This window comes from Pantoea sp. ME81, from assembly GCF_903970985.1.
Lineage (GTDB): Bacteria > Pseudomonadota > Gammaproteobacteria > Enterobacterales > Enterobacteriaceae > Pantoea > Pantoea communis.
In genome coordinates, this window is sequence record NZ_CAJCKS010000014.1 from 17,808 (window position 1) to 39,072 (window position 21,265).

Consider the following 21,265-nt stretch of genomic DNA (forward strand, 5'->3'; position numbering starts at 1 on the left):
ACATCTCATTGTTCTGAGCAAGCATGCGCTTAGAGTCATATGTTGGCCTGAAGTTCACCACGACCAGATATTTTCCGTATCGGAACCACGACATCATTGTTGTTGATTGTCTTTCAGTGTAGCGACTGGCTACGCCGTTGGCGTCATTTACGGCACCGATAATCGCTGGGAGAGTACCCTATGACGCCCTAATTTTCACCTTTATTACCTGAATTTTCAGAGTGTTTGGTATAAAAAACACGATGTGCTTATTTTCGGACATAACTTACTGAAATCGCGTGATTATGTCGCCGCTCTGGATAATTTTACCGCGTAATTTGTTCAAAATACTTCACAGGACCGGCTTCCAGGCTTATGCTCGGGAAACCTTTTGTTTAGTAAATTAAACACCATGACATCGAATCCTGATTACCAATGTGATGTGTTAATTGTGGGTAGCGGTGCTGCAGGCCTCTCTCTGGCGCTGCGACTGGCACCCTATTACCAGGTGACCGTGTTAAGCAAAGCACAGGTGAACGAAGGTTCGACGCTGTATGCCCAGGGCGGTATCGCTGCGGTGTTTGATGAAACAGACAGCATTGAATCTCACGTCGAAGACACATTAATTGCCGGTGCAGGCTTATGTGAGCGCGAAACCGTTAGCTTTATCGCCAGCAATGCGCGCCATTGCGTGCAGTGGTTGATTGATAATGGCGTGGCGTTTGATAAAGAGCCGCAGAATGATGGTGAAGCACGTTACCATCTGACGCGCGAAGGCGGACACAGCCATCGTCGGATTCTGCACAGCGCCGATGCCACTGGCCGCGCGGTGGAAACCACACTGGTGAGCCAGGCGCTGAGCCATCCCAACATCCGCATTATTGAACGCACTAACGCTGTTGATTTAATTCTTTCCGACAAACTGGGTCTGCCGGGTAAGCGTCGGGTGGTGGGTGCGTGGATCTGGAACCGCAATCGCGAACAGGTGGAAACCTGTCGTGCTCGCGCGGTGGTACTGGCCACTGGCGGTGCAGCAAAAGTGTATCAGTACACCACCAACCCGGATGTGGCCTCTGGTGATGGTATTGCGATGGCATGGCGTGCTGGCTGCCGTGTCGCCAATCTGGAATTCAATCAGTTCCACCCCACCTGTCTGTTCCATCCTCAGGCACAGAACTTTTTGCTCACGGAAGCGTTGCGCGGCGAAGGCGCATGGCTGTTGCGCCCGGATGGTACCCGTTTTATGCCTGATTTTGACGAGCGCGCTGAACTGGCCCCGCGCGATATCGTGGCGCGCGCTATCGATCATGAAATGAAGCGTTTAGGTGTCGATTGCATGTATCTGGATATCAGCCATCAGCCAGAGAGTTTTGTCCGCGCGCACTTCCCAATGATCTACGAGAAATTGCTGACCTTCGGACTGGACCTGACCAAACAGCCAATTCCCATCGTGCCTGCCGCGCACTACACCTGCGGCGGCGTGATGGTGGATCAGCAGGGCCGCACCGATGTCGATGGGCTGTATGCCATTGGTGAAGTGAGCTACACCGGCCTGCACGGTGCCAATCGTATGGCATCGAATTCTTTGCTGGAGTGTCTGGTATATGGCTGGTCTGCGGCGGAGGACATGATTCGCCGCTTGCCGGATGTTGCCGCCGTCGAGCAACTGCCGGCCTGGGATGAAAGCCGGGTCGATGACGCGGACGAACGCGTAGTGATTCAGCACAACTGGCATGAACTGCGCCTGTTCATGTGGGATTACATGGGAATTGTGCGCACCACCAAAAGGCTTGAGCGCGCACTGCGCAGAATTAATTTACTGCAGCAGGAGATCGATGAGTATTACGCGCATTTCCGCCTCTCCAATAACCTGCTGGAATTACGCAATCTGGTGCAGGTGGCGGAGTTGATGGTGCGCTGTGCGCTGGAACGCAAAGAGAGCCGCGGCCTGCACTATACGCCTGATTATCCCGATCAACTCCCGGAAGCTTTACCGACTCAACTCCAGCCAGAGCATTATCGGAACAGATAGAAATCACTCACCAGACTCAGCCAGTCAGCCGAATAGCTCTTATCTTCATCACGAATGGCGAGACGTTCCAGCAACGTTTCGCCTGCCGTGGGCGAGAAACCTAACACCAGACGATTCGGCGGACGATGCGCGTAAGCCGCCACGTCGTAGCGATACCGCAGATGCCAGCCTTCAGCCAGCGCCAGTGGAATAAGATTTTCTCCCGCATCTTCGGGCAGCACCACGCAAAAAATCCCCTCTTCTTCAATTAGCTGAGCGGCACAACGCAATAGCGTGGGATGATCAAGTGTGGTGGTACTGCGCGCGCTATCACGCTCTGCGCTGGCTGACGCCGTTCCCGGCGCAAAAAAAGGCGGATTGCTGACGATCAGGGAGTAGCGTTTTTCCGATTGCTCGCTCCAGCTGACGATGTCCTGTTGATGTACAGTGATGCGATCGGCCCAGGGAGAAGCCTGCACGTTTTCCTCAGCCTGGCTAGCCGCACTGGTTTCCAGCTCGACGGCATCCAGCATCACCTGTTGTGGCGTACGCTGTGCCAGCATCAGCGCAATCAATCCGCTGCCGCAGCCAATATCCAGAATTCGTCGCGCGCCTGCCACTGGCGCCCAGGCACCCAGTAACACGCCATCGGTGCCGACTTTCATCGCGCAGCGGTCATGCGCCACGAAAAATTGCTTAAAGGTAAAACCATCTTTTCTTAACATTGCCCGCGTCTGCGGCTGGTCCTGAGACATACTTCACTACCGTTGAATTATCTACTGCGGGGAGTGTAACGTGGTCGTGAGGGGAATTCACCTTCACCTGCTGCACACAAACAGATGAAGATTATGTCTGTTCTGTCTATAATCAGCGCCCCAAACTGAGGTAGACCATGACCGTAACCACATTCTCCGAATTCGAACTCGACGAAAGCCTGCTGCAAGCGCTGCAGGAAAAAGGCTTCACGCGCCCCACTGCCATTCAGGCTGAGACCATTCCTGCCGCGCTGGAAGGCCGTGACGTTCTGGGTTCGGCGCCAACCGGAACGGGGAAAACCGCTGCTTTTCTGCTGCCCGCTTTACAGCATCTGCTCGACTTCCCACGCAAAAAATCGGGCCCGCCACGTATTTTGATCCTCACGCCAACCCGCGAACTGGCGATGCAGGTTGCCGATCACGCACGTGAGTTGGCTAAACACACGCACCTGGATATCGCTACCATCACCGGTGGTGTGGCTTATATGAACCACGCCGAAGTTTTCAGCGAAAACCAGGACATCGTGGTGGCCACCACCGGCCGCCTGCTGCAGTACATCAAAGAAGAAAACTTTGACTGCCGCGCGGTTGAAACACTGATTCTGGATGAGGCCGACCGCATGGTCGACATGGGCTTCGCGCAGGATATTGAAACCATCGCAGCGGAAACCCGCTGGCGCAAACAGACGCTGCTGTTCTCCGCCACGCTGGAAGGCGAGAACATCAAAGATTTTGCCGAGCGTCTGCTGAACGATCCGGTATCAATTGAAGCGGATCCCAGCAAAAGCGAACGCAAGAAGATTCAACAGTGGTTTTATCGTGCTGACAACCTTGAGCACAAAACCAAGCTGCTGGTGCACCTGTTAAAACAGCCTGAAGCCAAGCGCGTGGTGGTGTTTGTGCGTAAGCGTGAGCGCCTGCATGAACTGGTGACCTGGCTGCACGAAGCCGGCATTCGTACCAGCTATCTTGAAGGTGAGATGGTGCAGGTAAACCGCAATGAAGCGATTAAGCGTATAAACGAAAATCGCGTCAACGTGATGATTGCGACCGATGTTGCGGCACGCGGTATCGACATTGATGACGTCACTCACGTCATCAACTATGACCTGCCTCTTACTGCCGATATCTACTTGCACCGCATTGGTCGTACGGCGCGAGCTGGACGTAAAGGCACGGCGATTTCGTTGGTAGAGGCACATGACCATGTGCTGCTGGGTAAAATTACCCGCTATATCAACGAGCCGATCAAAGCGCGCATCATTGAAGAACTGCGCCCGGAATCACGTGCGCCAAGTGCTAAAGTGACAGGAAAACCGTCGAAAAAAGCCCTTGCGAAGCGTAAAGAGCGCAAAGAGAAAGAAGCTGAAAAACCGCGTGTTAAACAACGTCATCGCGACACCAAAAATGTCGGTAAACGTCGTAAGGCCAGCGGCAGCAGCACACCAGAGAGCGGTGCAGAATAAATCAGCACGCACTCAATAAAGCGCCTCTGATGAGGCGTTTTTTTTATCTTTAGCCTGCCAAAATAACGCTTCGGTTATATTTTTGCTGTGAATCCCCTTTCCGGCATTCCCTTTCAGGATCGATAAAGACAAAAAAGCCGCGCCGAAGGGTATCGGCGCGGCCTGGATTGCTGTGTGACTTTTCGTCAGCCGATCAATTACAGACTTTCAGTGAAAGTACGGGTAATCACATCGCGCTGCTGTTCAGGGGTAAGCGCATTAAAGCGCACCGCATAACCAGACACACGAATGGTCAGTTGCGGATATTTTTCCGGATGCTTAACCGCATCTTCTAAGGTTTCGCGACGCAGCACGTTGACGTTCAGGTGCTGGCCCCCTTCAATACGCACCTCGGGTTTCTGCTCCAGCGGGATTTCGCGGTAAGCAATGTCTCCCAAATCGCTGATCGCAACGATCTGATCTTCCGTGAAATCGCCTTTTGCACACAGGCAGCGAGCTTCCGCTTTCTCATCATCCAGCAACCAGAATGAGTTCAGCAGTTGTGGGTTATTGGCCTGAGTAATTTGAATACCGGTAATCATAGTGACCTCCAGGGCTTAAATGCGCGATGTTTCCTATCACGCGGTGTATCCATTGATCTGACACATTGATATACCACCGGGGATTTGCCGCCGTTTTGACCTGTATCAATTATGCTGGCAAGCGAAGTGCGCTTTATCGCTAACAAATTGATTTACAACCATTACGTATGAAAACTTTTTCTGTATTTTTTCAAATTATTTTTACCCTTCTGCTGCCGTGTCCGACACGTTAAGCTAGGCGCAAAATTTTGCAGGGAGTTAACGATGGCTGAGAAGCTGACCTGGCACGACGTGCTAGCTGAAGAGAAAGAAAAACCTTACTTCGTCGAAACGTTAAAAGCAGTAGCCAATGAACGTGCCGCAGGTGTGACCGTGTATCCGCCGCAAAAAGACGTGTTCAATGCCTTCCGTCTGACGGAACTGGGTGACATCAAGGTGGTGATTCTGGGTCAGGATCCCTACCACGGCCCGAATCAGGCGCACGGTCTGGCGTTCTCCGTGCTTCCCGGCGTGCCCACGCCTCCTTCACTGCTGAATATGTACAAAGAATTGGAGCAGGATATTGCGGGCTTTACGCGCCCACAGCACGGCTTCCTCGAAAGCTGGGCCACACAAGGTGTGATGCTGCTGAACACGGTGCTAACGGTAGAAGCCAGCAAAGCGCATTCCCACGCGCGATTCGGCTGGGAAACCTTTACGGACAATGTGATAAGCGCGATCAATCAACATCGTGAAGGCGTGATTTTCCTGCTGTGGGGTTCGCATGCGCAGAAGAAAGGCAGCATTATCGATACGCAACGTCACCATGTTTTGAAAGCGCCGCATCCCTCACCGCTTTCCGCCCATCGCGGCTTTTTTGGCAGTAAGCACTTCTCGCAGGCGAACGCGCTGTTAATCCAGTCGGGCCAGACGCCCATCGACTGGATGCCTGTCCTGCCTTAGAAATAAAAACGGCCGCAATCAGCGGCCGTTTTTTTAATCAGCAGGGTAATCAGCCTTTGGCTTTGGTTACTGCCACCATCGCTGGGCGCAACAGGCGGCCATTAAGGGTATAACCACGCTGCATCACCATCAGTACATGGTTCGGTGCCATGTCTTCTGATTCAATCATCGACATCGCCTGATGCACATCCGGGTTGAATGGCACGTTGGTTTCCCCGACCACTTCAACACCATACTTACGCACGGCACCCAGCAGGGATTTCAGCGTCAGTTCGATGCCTTCAATCATCGAAGCCAGTTCGGTGTTCTCTTTATCAGCTACTTCCAGCGCGCGCTCGAGGCTATCAATCACTGGCAGCAGTTCGTTGGCAAATTTTTCCAGCGCAAACTTGTGCGCTTTTTCCACATCCATTTCGGCACGGCGACGGATGTTCTCAATCTCCGCCTGAGCGCGCAGCTGTGCTTCACGCACGCCACCTTGCGACTGGGCTAATTCCGCTTCCAGTTGCGCGATACGCTCATCACGCGGATCCACCTCAGTTGCCGTCTCTGCGTCCACGTGCTGCTGATCCTGTTGAATTTCGTCTGAGACTTGCTCGTTAGGGGTGTTCTGTTCTTTACTACTCATGAATTTCTCCGCGTTTTGCACATTCATCTCGCTGGTTGGCTTATTATGGGGATCAGTTCGACGGATTCAAGTGAACCCATCACATTGCCTGGCCGTTTTGGCTTATGAGGAACACGCGCTAAATGAACAAACACTTTAACTGCATTGGGATTGTCGGCCATCCGCGCCATCCTACTGCGTTAACCACCCATGAAATGCTCTGGCGCTGGCTGACAGCAAAAGGCTATGAGGTGATCGTCGAGCAGCAGATTGCGCGCGAACTAAATTTGAAAGATGTGGAAACCGGCAGCCTGGCCGAAATTGGCCAACGCGCCGATTTAGCCGTAGTGGTGGGCGGTGACGGCAATATGCTGGGCGCCGCGCGCGTGCTGGCACGTTATGACATCAAAGTGATTGGTATTAACCGCGGTAATCTCGGTTTTCTCACCGATCTCGACCCGGATAATGCCCAGCAACAGCTCGATGACGTACTGCAGGGCGAATACTTTGTCGAAAGCCGTTTCCTGCTGGAGGCGCAGGTGTGCAAAGAAGCGTGCTCGCCGCGGATCGGAAGTGCCATTAATGAAGTGGTGCTGCATCCGGGGAAAGTGGCGCACATGATTGAATTCGAGGTGTATATCGATGAGGTCTTTGCGTTTTCCCAGCGTTCGGATGGCTTAATCATCTCGACGCCCACTGGTTCCACCGCCTATTCCCTCTCAGCGGGCGGCCCGATTCTCACGCCATCACTGGATGCCATCGCCATTGTGCCCATGTTCCCGCACACACTTTCTGCCCGCCCGCTGGTGATCAACAGCAGCAGCACCATTCGACTGCGTTTCTCATCTCTGCGTAGCGACCTGGAGATCAGCTGCGATAGCCAGATTGCACTGCCTATTCAGGAAGGAGAAGATGTGTTGATTCGCCGTAGCGCGCATCATCTCAACCTGATCCATCCTAAAAATTACAATTATTTTAATACGTTAAGCTCAAAACTGGGCTGGTCAAAAAAATTGTTCTGAAAATCACCGCCAGCCACTTTACTGTATAAAAAACCAGTTTATACTGTATGAAAAACCATATCTGTTTTTACATACAGGTGATTTCATGCTGGCACAACTGACCATCAGTAACTTTGCTATCGTTCGTGAACTGGAGATCGACTTTCATCGTGGGATGACAGCGATCACGGGGGAAACCGGCGCAGGTAAATCCATCGCAATCGATGCGCTGGGCCTGTGCCTGGGCGGCCGCTCTGAAGCAGATATGGTGCGTCAGGGTGCCAGTCGTGCCGATATCTGCGCGCGTTTCCAACTCAAAGCCTCACCTTCTGCACAGCGCTGGCTGATGGAGAATCAGCTCGATGAAGGCAACGAATGCCTGCTGCGCCGCGTGATCAGTGCCGATGGCCGCTCTCGTGGCTTCATCAATGGCACTTCGGTGCCGCTGTCACAACTGCGTGAACTCGGACAGCTGCTGATTCAAATCCACGGCCAGCATGCGCACCAGCTGCTGCTCAAGCCAGACCACCAAAAACATCTGCTGGATGCTTATGCGGCTCATGATGACCTGCTTGATGAGATGCGTCAGCACTACCAGCGCTGGCATCAAAGCTGTCGTGCGCTGGCTCAGCATCAGCAGCTGTCACAGGAGCGTGAAGCACGCCGTGAACTGCTGCAATATCAGCTGAAAGAACTGAATGAATTTGCCCCGCAGCCGGGCGAATTTGAGCAGATTGATGAAGAGTACAAACGCCTCGCCAACAGCGGCCAACTGCTCTCTACGAGTCAGCAGGCACTGCAAATTCTCGCCGATAGCGATGACACTAACCTGCAAAGCTTGCTGTATAGCGCGCGCAATATGCTCGGCGAATTAGTATCGCTGGATGACAAAGTGAGCGGCGTGTTCAATTTGCTGGAAGAGGCAGCGATTCAACTGAGTGAGGCCAGCGACGAGCTGCGCCACTATTGTGAACGTCTGGATCTCGATCCCAATCGTCTGCATGAACTGGAACAACGTCTGTCACGCCAGATTGCCCTCTCACGTAAACATCATGTGTCACCTGAAACCTTGCCGGTGCTGTATCAGCAGCTGCTGGACGAAGCAGAACAACTGTCGCAGCAAGAGAGCGATCAGGAAACATTACAAAACGAAGTGGGTTCACACCATCTGGCGGCGGTGGCCTGCGCGGAAAAACTGCATCAGCTGCGTGAACAGGCGGCGCATGAACTTAGCCAGCTGATCACCCAGAGCATGCGTACTCTGTCGATGCCGCACGGTCAGTTTGCCATTGAGCTGGAGTTCAAAGCCGATCAACTCACGGCAGATGGTGCTACACGCATTGATTTCCGCGTGACCACTAACCCAGGTCAACCGTTGCAACCACTCGGCAAAGTGGCATCAGGGGGTGAGCTGTCGCGTATTGCGCTGGCGATTCAGGTGATCACCGCACAGAAAATGGAAACGCCGGCCATGATCTTCGATGAAGTGGATGTCGGTATCAGTGGCCCAACGGCTGCGGTGGTCGGTCAGATGCTGCGTCAACTCGGCGAATCCACCCAGGTAATGTGTGTGACGCACTTGCCGCAGGTTGCCGGTTGTGGACATCAGCACTTCTACGTCAGCAAAGAGACCGATGGCGAGATGACCGAAACCCATATGCAGCCGCTGGATAAACGAGCCCGCCTGCAGGAACTGGCACGTTTGTTAGGCGGTAGCGAAGTCACGCGCAACACGCTGGCCAACGCAAAAGAACTTTTAGCAGCCTGATTCCGCACTTTTTTCTGGCCTGGTGGTCATATGCTTGCTCTGTAGAGGTTTCCAATAGGACAAAGGTTTATTATCATCGGCAGTTATATCGCCATAATAAAGCCTGCCGTAAGCAGAGTTCAGAATTTGATGGCAACAAAACAGCCTGACAAAAGGCGTTTGGCCCCAGAAAAGGAATGTATAGATGCGCTGTAAAACGCTGACTGCCGCGGCAGTGGTAATGTTGATGATGACCGCCGGATGTTCCACCCTTGAGCGCGTTGTATATCGTCCGGATATCAATCAGGGCAATTACCTGGTCGCCAACGATGTTTCGAAGATTCACACCGGCATGACGCAGCAGCAGGTTGCCTACACTCTCGGCACACCGATGATGCACGATCCGTTTGGCAGCAATGTCTGGTATTACGTGTTCCGTCAGGAACCGGGCCATGAAGGCGTGAAGCAGCAAACCCTGACGCTGACCTTTGACAGCAACGGTACGCTGACCAATATCGATAACAAACCGAAACTCACTGGCAAAGAAGGCTAAGTGATCGGCAACAAAAAAGGCGCTTAAGCGCCTTTTTTGTATCTGCGATTCCGCTATTTGTTGCTCGCCGAGCGTTCTGCTCGCTGGCGACGCATCTCTTTAGGATCCGCAATCAGTGGACGATAAATCTCCACGCGGTCACCATCCTGAACCACATCACCCAACTTTACTGGCCGGCTGAAAATACCCACCTTGTTGCTGGAAAGGTCGATGTCTTTACGCAGTGATAACAAGCCCGAAGCTTTAATCGCCTCCTCTACGGTCGCACCCTCTTCCAGGGTTACCGAACGCAAATACTGCTTTTCAGGCAGCGCATAGACGATCTCAACGGTGATATCAGGCACGATAAACCTCTTTCGCACGCTGACTGAACGCTTGCACCATGCTATTGGCCAATTCTTTAAAGATACGCCCAAAGGCCATTTCAACTAGCATGTTGGTGAATTCGAAGTCGAGGCTCAGCTCCACTTTGCAGGCATCATCACCCAGTGACGTGAAGTGCCATCCGCCGGTCAGCTTGCGGAACGGACCATCAACCAGCTGCATTAAAATGCTCTGATTGCTGATCAGGGTATTACGGGTGGTAAAGGTTTTACTGATGCCCGCTTTCGAGACATCTACCGCTGCCGTCATCTGATTTCCGCTGTTATCCAGCACGCGACTGCCGGTGCAGCCCGGAAGAAACTGAGGATAAGCGTCCACATCATTCACGAGCTGATACATCTGCTCAGCGCTATAGGGGACCAACGCCGAACGGCTAATCTGGGCCATAATGGTTCCTGTTCATCACAAAACCGTTGAATAATACCATTTTCGGACACCAAACAAAATTCACGGGTTTGCCAGCTGTGCTAAAATAGCGTGTTTTTTACCGCCCCCAGGACAGGGGGATGCGCCCACAGACTGAGTGATGTAGACTACGCCGCACTATGACAAAGAAAAAAGCTCACAAACCCGGTTCAGCCACTATTGCCCTCAACAAACGCGCTCGCCACGAATACTTCATTGAAGAAGAGTTCGAAGCGGGGATGTCGCTACAGGGATGGGAAGTTAAATCACTCCGCGCCGGTAAAGCCAATATCAGCGACAGCTACATTTTGCTGCGCGATGGCGAAGCCTATCTGTTCGGTTCCACTTTCCAGCCGCTGGCGGTTGCCTCTACGCACGTGGTGTGTGACCCCACGCGTAGCCGCAAGCTGTTGCTGAAGCAGCGCGAACTCGATTCGCTTTACGGCCGTGTCAACCGCGAAGGCTTCACGGTGGTTGCATTGTCGATGTACTGGAAAAACGCCTGGGCCAAGCTGAAGATCGGCGTGGCGCGCGGTAAGAAAGAACACGATAAGCGTAACGATGTGAAAGATCGCGAATGGCAGATGGATAAAGCACGTATTATGAAGAATTCAAAGCGTTAAGCACTGGATTCAACCGTCACTTTTCTGTAGTATAAGAAGTTCTTGGGGCTGATTCTGGACTCGACGGGATTGTGAAGCCTTAGGTGCATGTCGAGGGGCGGTTTGCCTCGTTAAAAGCCGCAAAAAAATAGTCGCAAACGACGAAAACTACGCTTTAGCAGCTTAATAACCTGCCAAGAGCCCTCTCTCCCTAGCTTCCGCTCTTAAGACGGGGATCAAGAGAGGTCAAACCCAAAAGAGATCGTGTGGATGCCTTGCCTGGGGTTGAAGCACTAAATCTAATCAGGCTAGTTTGTCAGTGGCGTGTCTGTCCGCAGCTGGCCGGCGAATGTAAAGACTGACTAAGCATGTAGTACCGACGGTGTAGTAATTTCGGACGCGGGTTCAACTCCCGCCAGCTCCACCAAAATTCTTTCGCGGCGATACCAGAATCGTCCGCTTAAGTCCTGAAAGCCCGCACGGCGCAAGCCCTGCGGGCTTTTTTGTGTCTATCGTTTTCAAGTGAGAATTGTTGGGAATGGTTCTGTCATTGAGCTTGGTTAAGCCAGGCACCACTGAGCTCAGATAACCTTATTGTGGCAGCCCTGAATAACTGAATTTATTCCTACCGTTGATTTGTGCGCGATTTCAGATATATGAATTTTCCTAAAGATTTTCTGGCAACTAAGGTTATTCTTTGTTCAAATCGGTCACGGAGATTGCCTGATGGACATCACTAGCCTGAATTTACAATCAAGACTTGAAATAGTCCTGACCAAAGCTGCGGCTCGGTTGCCTTACGAAATGGGACAGCAGCTTCTTGCAATGATTAGTCCTCAGGTATTGGCAACAATGGCAGCGATAGTGATTGTCTGGGCCGGTGCGCATTTTTTTGGAATTGGTGAAATTGCAGATGTCATTCTGTTGATTGTGGGGTGGGCTGCTGTAGGTGGTGTGGCGCTTGAAGCCGGGAAGAAGCTGTATGATTTTGCTATCAAAACTAACAATGCTCGCAATGAGGCAGATCTCGATGTGGCGGCAGAAAATTTGGCTGATGCTATAACTCTGATCGGCGTTGATGCTGTTCTGGCTGTTTTATTAAAGAAAAAACCGGGGGATACCTTTAAAATTCCTTTTAAGGGAAAATCCATGCCCAGATACAGTAATGATATTGGTAAACGCATGAGCCTGCCGAGAAATGGCGGATGGCGCTATACTCCAAAAATAAAAATAACTAAACATAAAGATGTTATCCAGGGTGCAACAAAGCCCTGGGGTGATGCTGTAGTTGGTCGTAATTATTATCCGGGGGCAATGTCGAAAGATGAGGCGCACTTGAAAATGCTTACGACACTTTACCATGAGCAGGTGCACATGTTTATTGCTCCAAAATTTTACTTACTAAGAGAACTCAGGGTCTTTATGCGTCAAAGCGCCTATAATAAGTCATTTATTTTACGTTATCTTGAAGAAGCGTTTGCAGAGACTATTGGCTTATTAAGGGCGCGAGGCATGCATCGTGAATATATTGTCGAGGGTTTTAAATTCCCATTAGGCAACACTTATGAGATAACTTTTTCATTTTTAAGAAATGAAGCGAAAGGAATCCTTTTAGGCCCAGTGGTTGTTGGTGGATTGATGTACACAGTGTGGTACGGAGCGCAACGATGATTTCTAAAGAAAAAGCGATACAGATAGCGAAAGAATATGCTCAAAAAAGTGAAAAAGGGTGGGATGAGAAATACCATGAAGCAGAGAAGACCATTTTAAGTGGTGAGCCAGCCTGGATCATTTCCACTTCAGACATAAAATACAATGACGAACTTCCGTGGATGATGGAACATTTCCCGAATCCTGTCTATTACTATATTAGCATGGTTGACGGTATCTGCATTGCTATAGGAAACAGAAGAAATGAATTTCAAAGAACTGACGGGAAATAAAATATCAACGCTTAATCCAATAACTTCACAAAAAAATAATTTGCACATTAGACGTGCTTATAGCACCTGGATAATGAGTTTAATTTAAAAAATAAATTACCACCAACTCGTAAAATATAACTCACAACCTCACCAAACCATTAGCAATATAATTGTAAGCACTAATAGTTAATTTACTTGTTGCAACCAAATTTCATATAACTGACTATCGTCACTAAATCCCTCCCCTTCTGTCTGATGTAAAATACGAACAAGCCTCCATATTCATTTTTGTGCGTTTTTAGTTATGGAGGCTGAATATCTGATGCACAAATCTTTTCAGTTAAGGATATAAGAAAAAACATGCCGTTACCGTCTTAGCAGGCTCGATGCTTTTAATTAAGGTGCTATTCAATTTGATGACGTAACTAGCCATGCTCAGGATCTTTGGATTTTGGCTCCATCGATGGTACCAGAGCCATGCGATGGAGTCCCAGGAGCCGTAAGGTGAAACCCTTACGGGCTTTTTTGTGCCAGTGGTTTTGTGGGATGATGTACCAGGCCTCTGCAACTATCGATGCTCGTTTGGTTTTTCCCATGTAACTCACCATGTTCTTGATGCGGAAAGCCTCTTAAATAAGGTATAAAGCCGCATGAAAATTCCAAACCGAATCCAACCGCTGGTCGATGACGGCCTGATTGATAACGTGCTTCAGCGCTTGAAGAGCGGCAAAGAAGCTGACGTTTACACTGTCATGTGCGGCGGCAAAGTCCAGTGCGCTAAAGTCTACAAAGAAGCTTCTCAGCGCAGCTTTAAGCAGGCCGTGCAATATCAGGAGGGGCGCAAAGTTCGCAACTCCCGTAGCGCGCGTGCCATGCAAAAAGGCTCCAAATTCGGACGCAAGCAGCAAGAGGAAGTCTGGCATACCGCAGAAGTCGACGCGCTGTTCCGCCTGGCCAAAGCCGGCGTTCGCGTGCCTGAACCTTACATGTGCCTCGACGGTGTACTGTTGATGGAGCTGGTCACTGATGCAGATGGCGCAGTAGCTCCACGACTAAGCGATGTGATTTTGTCACAAGAGGAAGCTCTGACTGATTTCGCCACCATGATTCGCAATATCGTACGCATGTTGTGTGCCGGCATTGTGCATGGCGATCTGTCAGAGTTTAACGTGTTGCAAGATGAGCATGGCCCAGTGATCATCGACCTGCCTCAAGCGGTGGATGCTTCAGCAAACAACCACGCCGAATCAATGTTCGAGCGCGATGTGAATAATATCACCGAATATTACGGTCAGTTTGCCCCACAGATTTTAGAAACGCGTTATGCGAAAGAAATCTGGCAGCTATTTGAAGACGGTAAGCTAACGCCTGAAACCGTTTTAACCGGTCTGTTTGTAGAAGAAGTTCATACTGTAGATATGGACTCCCTGCTGGATGAAATCATCTCTGCTGAAGATGAGTATTACGATCGCCAGCGAGCAGCTAAAGAGCGGGATGAAGATTAGGGCAGCAAAGTTCCTCTTCGCCGCCCTGGTAAATTAAGGCCGTTCACCCCGCGCCATTCGGGCATTGATATCTGTGATCACCGTTGGTAAATCCGCCAGCGTATCGATAACATAGTGCGCTCCCGCTGCGCTCAGTTTCTGCTGCGCCACTTCACGGCGACGCGCAATATCAGCACCATCCATCTGCTGATATTCTTCCCAGGTCGCACCAAATTCATTCCCGGACACCGACAGACCAACACTCCACATCCCGGCGCGTAACCCTTCTTCTATGCCTGGCACGGCGTCGTCGACCTTTATGCAGTGACCGACCGCATCAATGCCCAGTGCAATCACATTCTGAAGAGCCATCCACGGACCAGGACGCGCTCCAGCCGCAAGATCGTCAGCAGCTACCCAGTAATCCGGCGCGTAACCTGCCTCGGCAGCGGCGGGCACCAGTCGCTCCATTACCGGACGCGGATAACCAGAACAGGAGCCGATTTTGATGCCATCGGCGCGCAACTGGGCTATCACCTCGGTTACCCCTGCGATGGGTTGGGCGAAATCGACCACTTTGGCAATTTGCAGCGGCATAAAAGCCTGGTAGATAGCGTCGATATCCTCCTTGCTCATCGCCCGGCCAAAGCGCTGTTGCCAGCGCGCATCCACGGTTGGCAACTTGCCAAGCGCCTCAATGTGCTGCCATTTTCCCAGCCCCATCGGCACGCGTGCTTCTTCCAGCATGATTTCCATATCAAATGCCAGACGAAAGGCTTCGACAAAAATTTGCGTGGGTGCGAAGGAGCCGAAATCCACGGTGGTGCCCGCCCAATCCAGAATCACGGCGCTAATACGTTGCATGGTATGTCCTCATTTTTTCCAATACATGGCATGTTCGATGGCGTTGAGCAGGCCGGTGATATCCGCTGCATACACCTCACCGATGTTGCCGATGCGGAAGCAGTCGCTTTTTGAAACCTTGCCGGGATAGATCACAAAGCCTTGTGCTTTTAATTGCTGATAAAAATCGGCAAATCGATAGGTCTCGGCCTTGGGGGAATAAAACGCGGTGATGATGGGCGAGTGCATCGCATCTTCCAGTAAGGTTTCAAAGCCCAACTGACGCATGCCCGCCACCAGCTTCAGCTGGTTATGGAGATAGCGTGAATGGCGAGCCGCCACACCGCCCTCTTCCGCCAGCTCTTTAAGTGCCTGAGCAAACGCCAGTACCGTGTGCGTGGGTGAAGTGAAGCGCCACTTGCCGTGGTTATCTTCCATGCAGCGCCACTGCGCATAGAGATCCAGTGAGAGGGAGCGGGAGCGCCCTTTGCACTTTTCCAGCTCACTCTGGCGCGCGATAACAAAGCCAAAGCCGGGTACGCCCTGGATGCATTTATTGGCAGAGCTGATCAGAAAATCGATATTGAGTGCGGCGACATCCAGCGGGATACCGCCAAAGCTGCTCATCGCATCGACGATATAGATCTTGCCGTACTGCCGGGCCAGGGCTGCTACCTCGGCAATCGGATTCAGCATGCCGGTGGTGGTTTCACAATGCACCATGGCGATATGCGTAATGCTGTGGTCCTCGCGCAGCACGCGTTCGATCTCAGCCACGTCCGGGCGTGCCACTTCACCACAATCATAGGCACGATGCGCGATGCCCATCAGTGATGCCATCTCAATCATGCGCGCACCATACGCGCCATTACTGACAATCAGCACTTTGCTGGCATCGCCAATCGCACTGCCTAACACCGCTTCCACGGCATAGCTGCCGCTGCCTTGCAACAGCACAGAAGTGTAACCCGCAGCAGGCGTCGCTAATGAGACCAGCTGCCGCCTGATGGTCTGAACCACACCAAGATTATAATCATCATCCCAGGTGCAACTGTCAGAGAGCATGGCTTCTTTTACGGTTTTAGAGGTGGTCAGTGGGCCGGGTGTGAGCAACAGGTAATTACGGGAAGTCATTTTTTCACCATTGGTATATACCAGATGGCATTTATTATTAGAGAATCGCTTTCGTCACCACAAGGAGAAATCGCTACTGCAACAAAAAATTCATCTGGGCATGTATAATGACGTCTTAAAAAACTACAGCGAATCCGCATGAAATCGTTAACCAGTGATATCCCGCAATACCTGCTGATCAAGGCCGAGCTTCAGGCGCGCATTCAAAGTGGTGCGTTGAAAACCGGTGATAAATTGCCGTCAGAGCGCGAGTTGTGTGCGATCTTCTCCACCACCCGCACCACCATCCGCGAAAGTCTGGCGCAGCTGGAGGCGAGCGGCGTCATTTATCGCTCCGATCGCCGTGGCTGGTTTGTCACCCCGGAACGCCTTTGGCTTGATCCCACACAGAACACCAACTTCCACAAACTCTGTTTTGAACAGGGTCGTGAGCCGAGAACAGTATTGCTCAGTGGCCGCCTGACCACCGTGCCGCTTGATGTCATGAAGCCACTGGAATTGCAGCCATTCGACCAGATTTATCTGCTCTCACGCCTGCGTTACGCCGATGGTCGCGCTATCTGTTATTGCGAAAACCATTGCCTGCCCGCGCGAGTCCCTGAGCTGCTACGTCATGACCTCAATGGCAGTCTGACCGAGGTCTATCAAAGCCATTACGACCTGGTTTACACCAGCATGCATCTGACCTTTTACCCAACCTCCATTCCGGCGCATGCCGCGGCCGCGCTGGGGATTATGGAGGGCTTGCCGGCGCTGCAACTGAGTCGACTCAATTACGACCAGCATGGTCGCGTACTCGATTACGATATTGAGTTCTGGCGCCATGACAGCCTGCGGATCGAGGTGGACACTCATTAATCCCTGCGAATAAAAAAGCCCTGCTCAGTGATGAGCGGGGCTTTTTTTTGCCTGCTTCATTTTTCTGTCACATATGCCGATTAGCGTTAAACGCAACTCTGGTACATACCAGATTGACTCTCACACGCTACGAGGCCCAACAGATGAAACTCTCTCACCTTGCTCTGCTGTCCGCTCTTGCTGTTGCTTCAAGCCCGGTTTGGGCTGATTCGGTTGTCACCGTCTACTCGGCCGATGGCCTGCACGATGGGGAAAACAGCTGGTACCAGGCAGAATTTGCGGCGTTCACGCAAGCCACGGGAATCAAAGTGCAGTACGTAGAGAGCGGATCGGGGGCGATTGTCGAACGCCTGGCGAAAGAGCGCAGTAATCCTCAGGCAGATGTTTTAGTCACCGTGCCACCCTTCATCCAACGTGCCGCCAGCAACGACTTGTTAGCCGATTTTACGCCTGATGCCGCCGCGCAAATTCCCGGAGCCACCGCGCGTTATGTGCCTCTGGTGAACAACTATTTGAGCTTCATCTACAACCGCAAGTTACTGAAATCCGCTCCTGCCAGCTGGCAGGATCTGCTCGATAGCCGCTTCAAGAACAAGCTGCAATACTCTACGCCTGGTCAGGCGGGCGATGGCACCGCAGTCATGTTGCAAGCGTTCCACAGCTTTGGCGGCAAACCCGCTGCCTTCGATTATCTGGGTAAGCTGCAAGCTAACAACGTGGGTCCATCCGCCTCCACTGGCAAACTGACTGCCCTGGTGAATAAAGGCGAGCTGTATGTGGCGAACGGTGACCTGCAGATGAACCTGTCGCAAATGAAGCAAAACCCGAATATCCAGATTTTCTGGCCAGCGGATGCTCAGGGTGAACGCAGCGCATTGGCCCTGCCCTATGTGATTGGTCTGGTGCAAAACGCGCCACAAAGCGAGAACGGTAAAAAACTGATCAACTTCCTGTTGGATAACGCCGCGCAAATGCAGGTCAGCTCTCTGGCATGGGGCATGCCCGTTCGCCGTGACATCACGCCGGATGACAGCAATTATCAGCAAGCAACAGCCGCATTACAGGGCGTGAAAGTGTGGCAGCCAGACTGGAATGAGGTGGCCAATTCACTCTCAACCGATATCGCGCAATGGCACAACGTGACTGACAGCGAGTAACCCGTGATGCTGATGAAAACCTCTGTCGCCGCACCGGATATCGCAGCCAACACCTCGGGCATCGTGCTGGACAATTTGCGTGTGGCTTATCACGACCAGGTCGTGCTCAAACCGCTCACCCTTACCATTAAACCCGGTGAAGTGCTGGCATTGATTGGGCCTTCCGGCTCGGGAAAAACCACGGTATTGCGTGCGATTGCAGGTTTTGTGCCTCCCGCAGGGGGGCGCATTTTACTGGGCGATCGCGATATCAGTGCATTGCCACCTTATCAGCGCGGACTCGGCATGGTGGTACAAAACTACGCGCTGTTCCCGCATATGAAAGTGGAGGACAACGTGGCGTTCGGTCTGCGTGCACAAAAGCAGCCCAGGACGCTGATCGCTGAGCGCGTGCAGGATGCCCTGAAAATGGTGGGAATGCGTGATTTCGCCACTCGTTATCCGCACCAGCTTTCTGGCGGCCAGCAACAGCGCGTGGCAATTGCCCGCGCTATCGCCACGCGTCCGCAAGTGTTGTTACTGGATGAGCCGCTATCGGCACTGGATGCACAGATTCGCCACAACATGGTGGAGGAAATCGCGCGGTTACACCGGGAATTACCTGAACTGACTATCCTTTACGTCACGCACGATCAGACCGAAGCCCTGACGCTGGCGGATAAAATCGGCATCATGAAAGAGGGTTCGATGGTGGCGTACGGTGAAACGCATACGCTGTATCAGCGCCCGCCCAATCGCTTTGCCGCGGAATTCCTTGGACGCGCCAACATCCTTGCAGCCACCGCGCTGGAGGTGCAGCAGCAGTCAGGTGAAGTGTGTGTCAGTAGTGGCGGTACGCTGGTCAACGCCTGTACGTCGGGCAACATGCGCGGCCGCAACAAGTTACTCTGCGTTCGCCCACAGCACATTACGTTACAGCCACGTTCGCCACGCAGCAATCGCCTGAACGCCACTCTGCAATCACTGCACTGGCAAGGCGATCTCACCCATCTTTTATGTGATGTGGCGGGGGAAACAGTGCGCGTGGTGTTGACGCAACTCAATCCGCTGCCACAGGCTGGGGATGCGTTGACGTTGTGGTTTGAACCGGAAGATGCGGTGTTGCTGGAGGTTGAGCATGTCTGAAACCCTCCCTGTATTGCGCCCATTACGGCGTAGCCTGGCGCTTCAACGTCATGGCAGCTTGCTGTTACCGCTGCTGGTGCTCACCACGTTGTTCTTCTATCCACTGTTGCTGATTGTGCAACAGGCGCTACAGGACAACAGCGGCCACAGCAGTTTCGCTGCATTTTTGCAGGTGCTGGAATCACGCCGTTTTGTCAGTGCATTCCTGAACACCGTTCAAATCGCGCTGTTCACTACCTTCGGCTGCTTACTGTTAGGCAGCGTGATGTCTCTGATTCTGGTCTTTATCCCCTTCAGCGGCAGCCGGTTTATCAGCCTGGTGATCGATACCTTTATCGCGCTGCCGACCTTTCTTATCACCCTGGCGTTCACCTTTATTTATGGGTCCGCCGGTTTACTGAATGGCGGGCTGATGGCGCTGTTTCATTTCGAATTGCCGCCGATTGATTTCCTCTACTCCATGCCGGGGGTGATTCTGGCGGAAATCACAGTATTCACGCCCCTGGTGATGCGCCCGCTGATGGCTGCGTTGCGCCAACTGGACCGAAGCCAATTAGAAGCCGCGAGCGTGCTGGGTGCGCATCCTCTACGCGTTATCGCTCAGGTGATTTTCCCTGCGGCCCTGCCCGCACTGCTGGCGGGGGGCAGTCTGTGCTTGCTGCTGGCAACCAATGAGTTTGGCATCGTGCTGTTTATCGGCGCTAAAGGTGTGAATACCCTGCCAATGATGGTGTACAGCAAGGCGATTCTTGAATCCGATTACGCCAGCGCCTGCGCCATTGCCGTTATCAATATTCTGCTGTCGCTCGGCTTGTTTCTGTTGTATCGCCTCGCGGCCGGTCGCGCTGGCGCAAGGAGCTCATCATGCTAGTTTGGTCACGCCGCGCTCGCAGGTTGACCAGCGCTGCTGCTGTCACGCTGTTTACCCTGTTCTTCCTTCTGCCACTAATGGTGATCCTGCTTTCCAGCTTCAGCCAGCAGTGGAATGGTTTTTTGCCATCAGGCTTTACTGTTGATCACTTCATCAACGCTTTTAGAGGAGCCGCCTGGGATGCGTTGTTCTCCAGCCTGGTGGTGGGATTTGCTGCTAGTCTGTTTGCCCTGTTTTGTGGCTGCTGGGCGGCACTGGCACTGCGTCAATACAGTGTGCAATGGCAAAAGCGTCTCGGCATCATCTTCTTCCTGCCCAGCGCTGTGCCCTCTGTGTCAGTGGGATTGGGCATTCTGGTGGCCTTCAGTCAGGGGCCGTTGCAGATGAACGGCACCGTGTGGATCGTCCTGGTCGCGCATTTTGTCCTGATATCCGCCTTTAGCTTCAGTAACCTCTCTACCGGGCTGGCGCGTATTTCCGCTGATATCGAGAACGTGGCGTCTAGCCTGGGCGCGTCCCCTGCATATCGTCTGCGCCATATTACGTTGCCACTGCTGATGCCGTGGATGTTGTCCGCGCTGGCACTGAGTTTGTCACTGTCAATGGGCGAACTTGGCGCCACAGTAATGATTTATCCGCCGGGCTGGACTACATTGCCGGTGGCGATTTTCAGCCTGACCGATCGTGGCAGCATTGCCGATGGTTCCGCCCTGACCATTGTGCTGGTAGCGGTGATTCTGTGGCTGACGGTAAAACTCGAGAGGCTGGCACAGCGGCTATCGAATCCCTAGCGGGCCACCGCGCACATTTTTTCACCGGGCAAACCCGATGATTC

22 protein-coding genes and 1 other RNA gene are annotated in these 21,265 nt (G+C 52.4%); 16 read left to right on the top strand and 7 right to left on the bottom strand.

Annotated elements, in window-relative coordinates:
* Positions 1-391 precede the first annotated feature (391 nt).
* Positions 392-2,011, top strand: coding sequence for an L-aspartate oxidase (nadB, locus tag H7A81_RS04375; protein ID WP_182056871.1), 1,620 nt, complete (start codon positions 392-394; stop codon positions 2,009-2,011).
* On the opposite strand, the gene H7A81_RS04380 is transcribed toward nadB, so the two are convergent.
* The gene (locus H7A81_RS04380; protein ID WP_166936228.1) at positions 1,996-2,745 is read right to left on the bottom strand and encodes a tRNA1(Val) (adenine(37)-N6)-methyltransferase; all 750 of its coding nucleotides are present in this window, start codon (positions 2,743-2,745) and stop codon (positions 1,996-1,998) included. The two genes, nadB and H7A81_RS04380, sit on opposite strands and share 16 nt — an antisense overlap.
* Positions 2,746-2,882: 137 nt before the next feature.
* On the opposite strand from H7A81_RS04380, the gene srmB reads away from it, so the two are divergent.
* Complete coding sequence (srmB, locus tag H7A81_RS04385) at positions 2,883-4,211, top strand: ATP-dependent RNA helicase SrmB (RefSeq protein WP_182056837.1); 1,329 nt, start codon at positions 2,883-2,885, stop codon at positions 4,209-4,211.
* A 197-nt stretch (positions 4,212-4,408) separates the two neighbouring features.
* Here srmB and grcA read toward each other — a convergent pair whose 3' ends face one another.
* A complete protein-coding gene (grcA, locus tag H7A81_RS04390; protein ID WP_038645342.1) occupies positions 4,409-4,792 on the bottom strand; it encodes an autonomous glycyl radical cofactor GrcA in 384 nt (127 codons plus the stop codon).
* 264 nt (positions 4,793-5,056) lie between these two features.
* On the opposite strand from grcA, the gene ung reads away from it, so the two are divergent.
* On the top strand, positions 5,057-5,734 hold the full coding sequence (gene ung / locus H7A81_RS04395; RefSeq protein ID WP_160869443.1) for a uracil-DNA glycosylase: 678 nt from the start codon (positions 5,057-5,059) through the stop codon (positions 5,732-5,734).
* A gap of 49 nt (positions 5,735-5,783) precedes the next feature.
* Here the strand turns inward: ung and grpE are convergent, their stop codons facing one another.
* Complete coding sequence (gene grpE, locus H7A81_RS04400) at positions 5,784-6,362, bottom strand: nucleotide exchange factor GrpE (protein WP_034825591.1); 579 nt, start codon at positions 6,360-6,362, stop codon at positions 5,784-5,786.
* Positions 6,363-6,484: 122 nt separating this feature from the next.
* On the opposite strand from grpE, the gene nadK reads away from it, so the two are divergent.
* The 3 genes from nadK to bamE all read left to right on the top strand — a co-directional run bounded on the left by nadK (position 6,485) and on the right by bamE (position 9,642).
* A complete protein-coding gene (gene nadK, locus H7A81_RS04405) occupies positions 6,485-7,363 on the top strand; it encodes an NAD(+) kinase (protein ID WP_034825588.1) in 879 nt (292 codons plus the stop codon).
* Between the two features lie 85 nt (positions 7,364-7,448).
* Positions 7,449-9,110 (top strand): DNA repair protein RecN, encoded by a 1,662-nt coding sequence (recN, locus tag H7A81_RS04410; RefSeq protein ID WP_097118629.1) that lies wholly within the window; start codon positions 7,449-7,451, stop codon positions 9,108-9,110.
* A gap of 184 nt (positions 9,111-9,294) precedes the next feature.
* The gene (gene bamE, locus H7A81_RS04415) at positions 9,295-9,642 is read left to right on the top strand and encodes an outer membrane protein assembly factor BamE (RefSeq protein ID WP_034825584.1); all 348 of its coding nucleotides are present in this window, start codon (positions 9,295-9,297) and stop codon (positions 9,640-9,642) included.
* Between the two features lie 53 nt (positions 9,643-9,695).
* On the opposite strand, the gene H7A81_RS04420 is transcribed toward bamE, so the two are convergent.
* Together H7A81_RS04420 and H7A81_RS04425 are read right to left on the bottom strand one after the other, a co-directional pair.
* Positions 9,696-9,986 carry an RnfH family protein gene (locus H7A81_RS04420; protein ID WP_182056839.1) on the bottom strand — a complete coding sequence of 97 codons (291 nt, stop codon included), beginning with the start codon at positions 9,984-9,986 and terminating at the stop codon, positions 9,696-9,698.
* Positions 9,979-10,413: a type II toxin-antitoxin system RatA family toxin gene (locus H7A81_RS04425; protein ID WP_034825580.1), complete on the bottom strand. Its 435-nt coding sequence runs from the start codon at positions 10,411-10,413 to the stop codon at positions 9,979-9,981. The genes H7A81_RS04420 and H7A81_RS04425 overlap by 8 nt, the downstream gene beginning before the upstream one ends.
* Before the next feature lie 158 nt (positions 10,414-10,571).
* Between H7A81_RS04425 and smpB the strand changes: the two genes are divergently transcribed.
* The 5 genes from smpB (at position 10,572) to H7A81_RS04450 (ending at position 14,463) form a co-directional block, all read left to right on the top strand.
* Positions 10,572-11,054, top strand: coding sequence for an SsrA-binding protein SmpB (smpB, locus tag H7A81_RS04430; protein WP_034825578.1), 483 nt, complete (start codon positions 10,572-10,574; stop codon positions 11,052-11,054).
* Between the two features lie 44 nt (positions 11,055-11,098).
* Positions 11,099-11,460: a transfer-messenger RNA gene (ssrA, locus tag H7A81_RS04435) on the top strand.
* Positions 11,461-11,759: 299 nt separating this feature from the next.
* Complete coding sequence (locus H7A81_RS04440) at positions 11,760-12,704, top strand: hypothetical protein (RefSeq protein WP_166936223.1); 945 nt, start codon at positions 11,760-11,762, stop codon at positions 12,702-12,704.
* Complete coding sequence (locus tag H7A81_RS04445) at positions 12,701-12,976, top strand: hypothetical protein (RefSeq protein WP_182056841.1); 276 nt, start codon at positions 12,701-12,703, stop codon at positions 12,974-12,976. Before H7A81_RS04440 ends, H7A81_RS04445 begins: the two co-directional genes overlap by 4 nt.
* Before the next feature lie 632 nt (positions 12,977-13,608).
* A complete protein-coding gene (locus H7A81_RS04450) occupies positions 13,609-14,463 on the top strand; it encodes a PA4780 family RIO1-like protein kinase (RefSeq protein WP_182056843.1) in 855 nt (284 codons plus the stop codon).
* Positions 14,464-14,496: 33 nt separating this feature from the next.
* Here H7A81_RS04450 and phnX read toward each other — a convergent pair whose 3' ends face one another.
* Entirely contained in the window at positions 14,497-15,306 is an 810-nt protein-coding gene (gene phnX / locus H7A81_RS04455; protein ID WP_182056845.1) for a phosphonoacetaldehyde hydrolase, read from the bottom strand.
* Positions 15,307-15,315: 9 nt separating this feature from the next.
* The gene (gene phnW, locus H7A81_RS04460) at positions 15,316-16,419 is read right to left on the bottom strand and encodes a 2-aminoethylphosphonate--pyruvate transaminase (protein WP_182056847.1); all 1,104 of its coding nucleotides are present in this window, start codon (positions 16,417-16,419) and stop codon (positions 15,316-15,318) included.
* A gap of 138 nt (positions 16,420-16,557) precedes the next feature.
* On the opposite strand from phnW, the gene phnR reads away from it, so the two are divergent.
* From phnR to phnV, 5 genes are all read left to right on the top strand, one after another.
* A complete protein-coding gene (phnR, locus tag H7A81_RS04465; protein ID WP_182056849.1) occupies positions 16,558-17,277 on the top strand; it encodes a phosphonate utilization transcriptional regulator PhnR in 720 nt (239 codons plus the stop codon).
* Between the two features lie 143 nt (positions 17,278-17,420).
* Positions 17,421-18,434, top strand: a complete 1,014-nt coding sequence (locus H7A81_RS04470; protein WP_182056851.1) for a 2-aminoethylphosphonate ABC transporter substrate-binding protein — start codon at positions 17,421-17,423, stop codon at positions 18,432-18,434.
* A gap of 6 nt (positions 18,435-18,440) precedes the next feature.
* Positions 18,441-19,559, top strand: a complete 1,119-nt coding sequence (gene phnT, locus H7A81_RS04475; protein WP_182056852.1) for a 2-aminoethylphosphonate ABC transport system ATP-binding subunit PhnT — start codon at positions 18,441-18,443, stop codon at positions 19,557-19,559.
* Positions 19,552-20,430: a 2-aminoethylphosphonate ABC transporter permease subunit gene (gene phnU, locus H7A81_RS04480; RefSeq protein WP_182056854.1), complete on the top strand. Its 879-nt coding sequence runs from the start codon at positions 19,552-19,554 to the stop codon at positions 20,428-20,430. Before phnT ends, phnU begins: the two co-directional genes overlap by 8 nt.
* Positions 20,424-21,221 (top strand): 2-aminoethylphosphonate ABC transport system, membrane component PhnV, encoded by a 798-nt coding sequence (gene phnV, locus H7A81_RS04485; protein ID WP_182056856.1) that lies wholly within the window; start codon positions 20,424-20,426, stop codon positions 21,219-21,221. Before phnU ends, phnV begins: the two co-directional genes overlap by 7 nt.
* Positions 21,222-21,265: the final 44 nt, after the last annotated feature.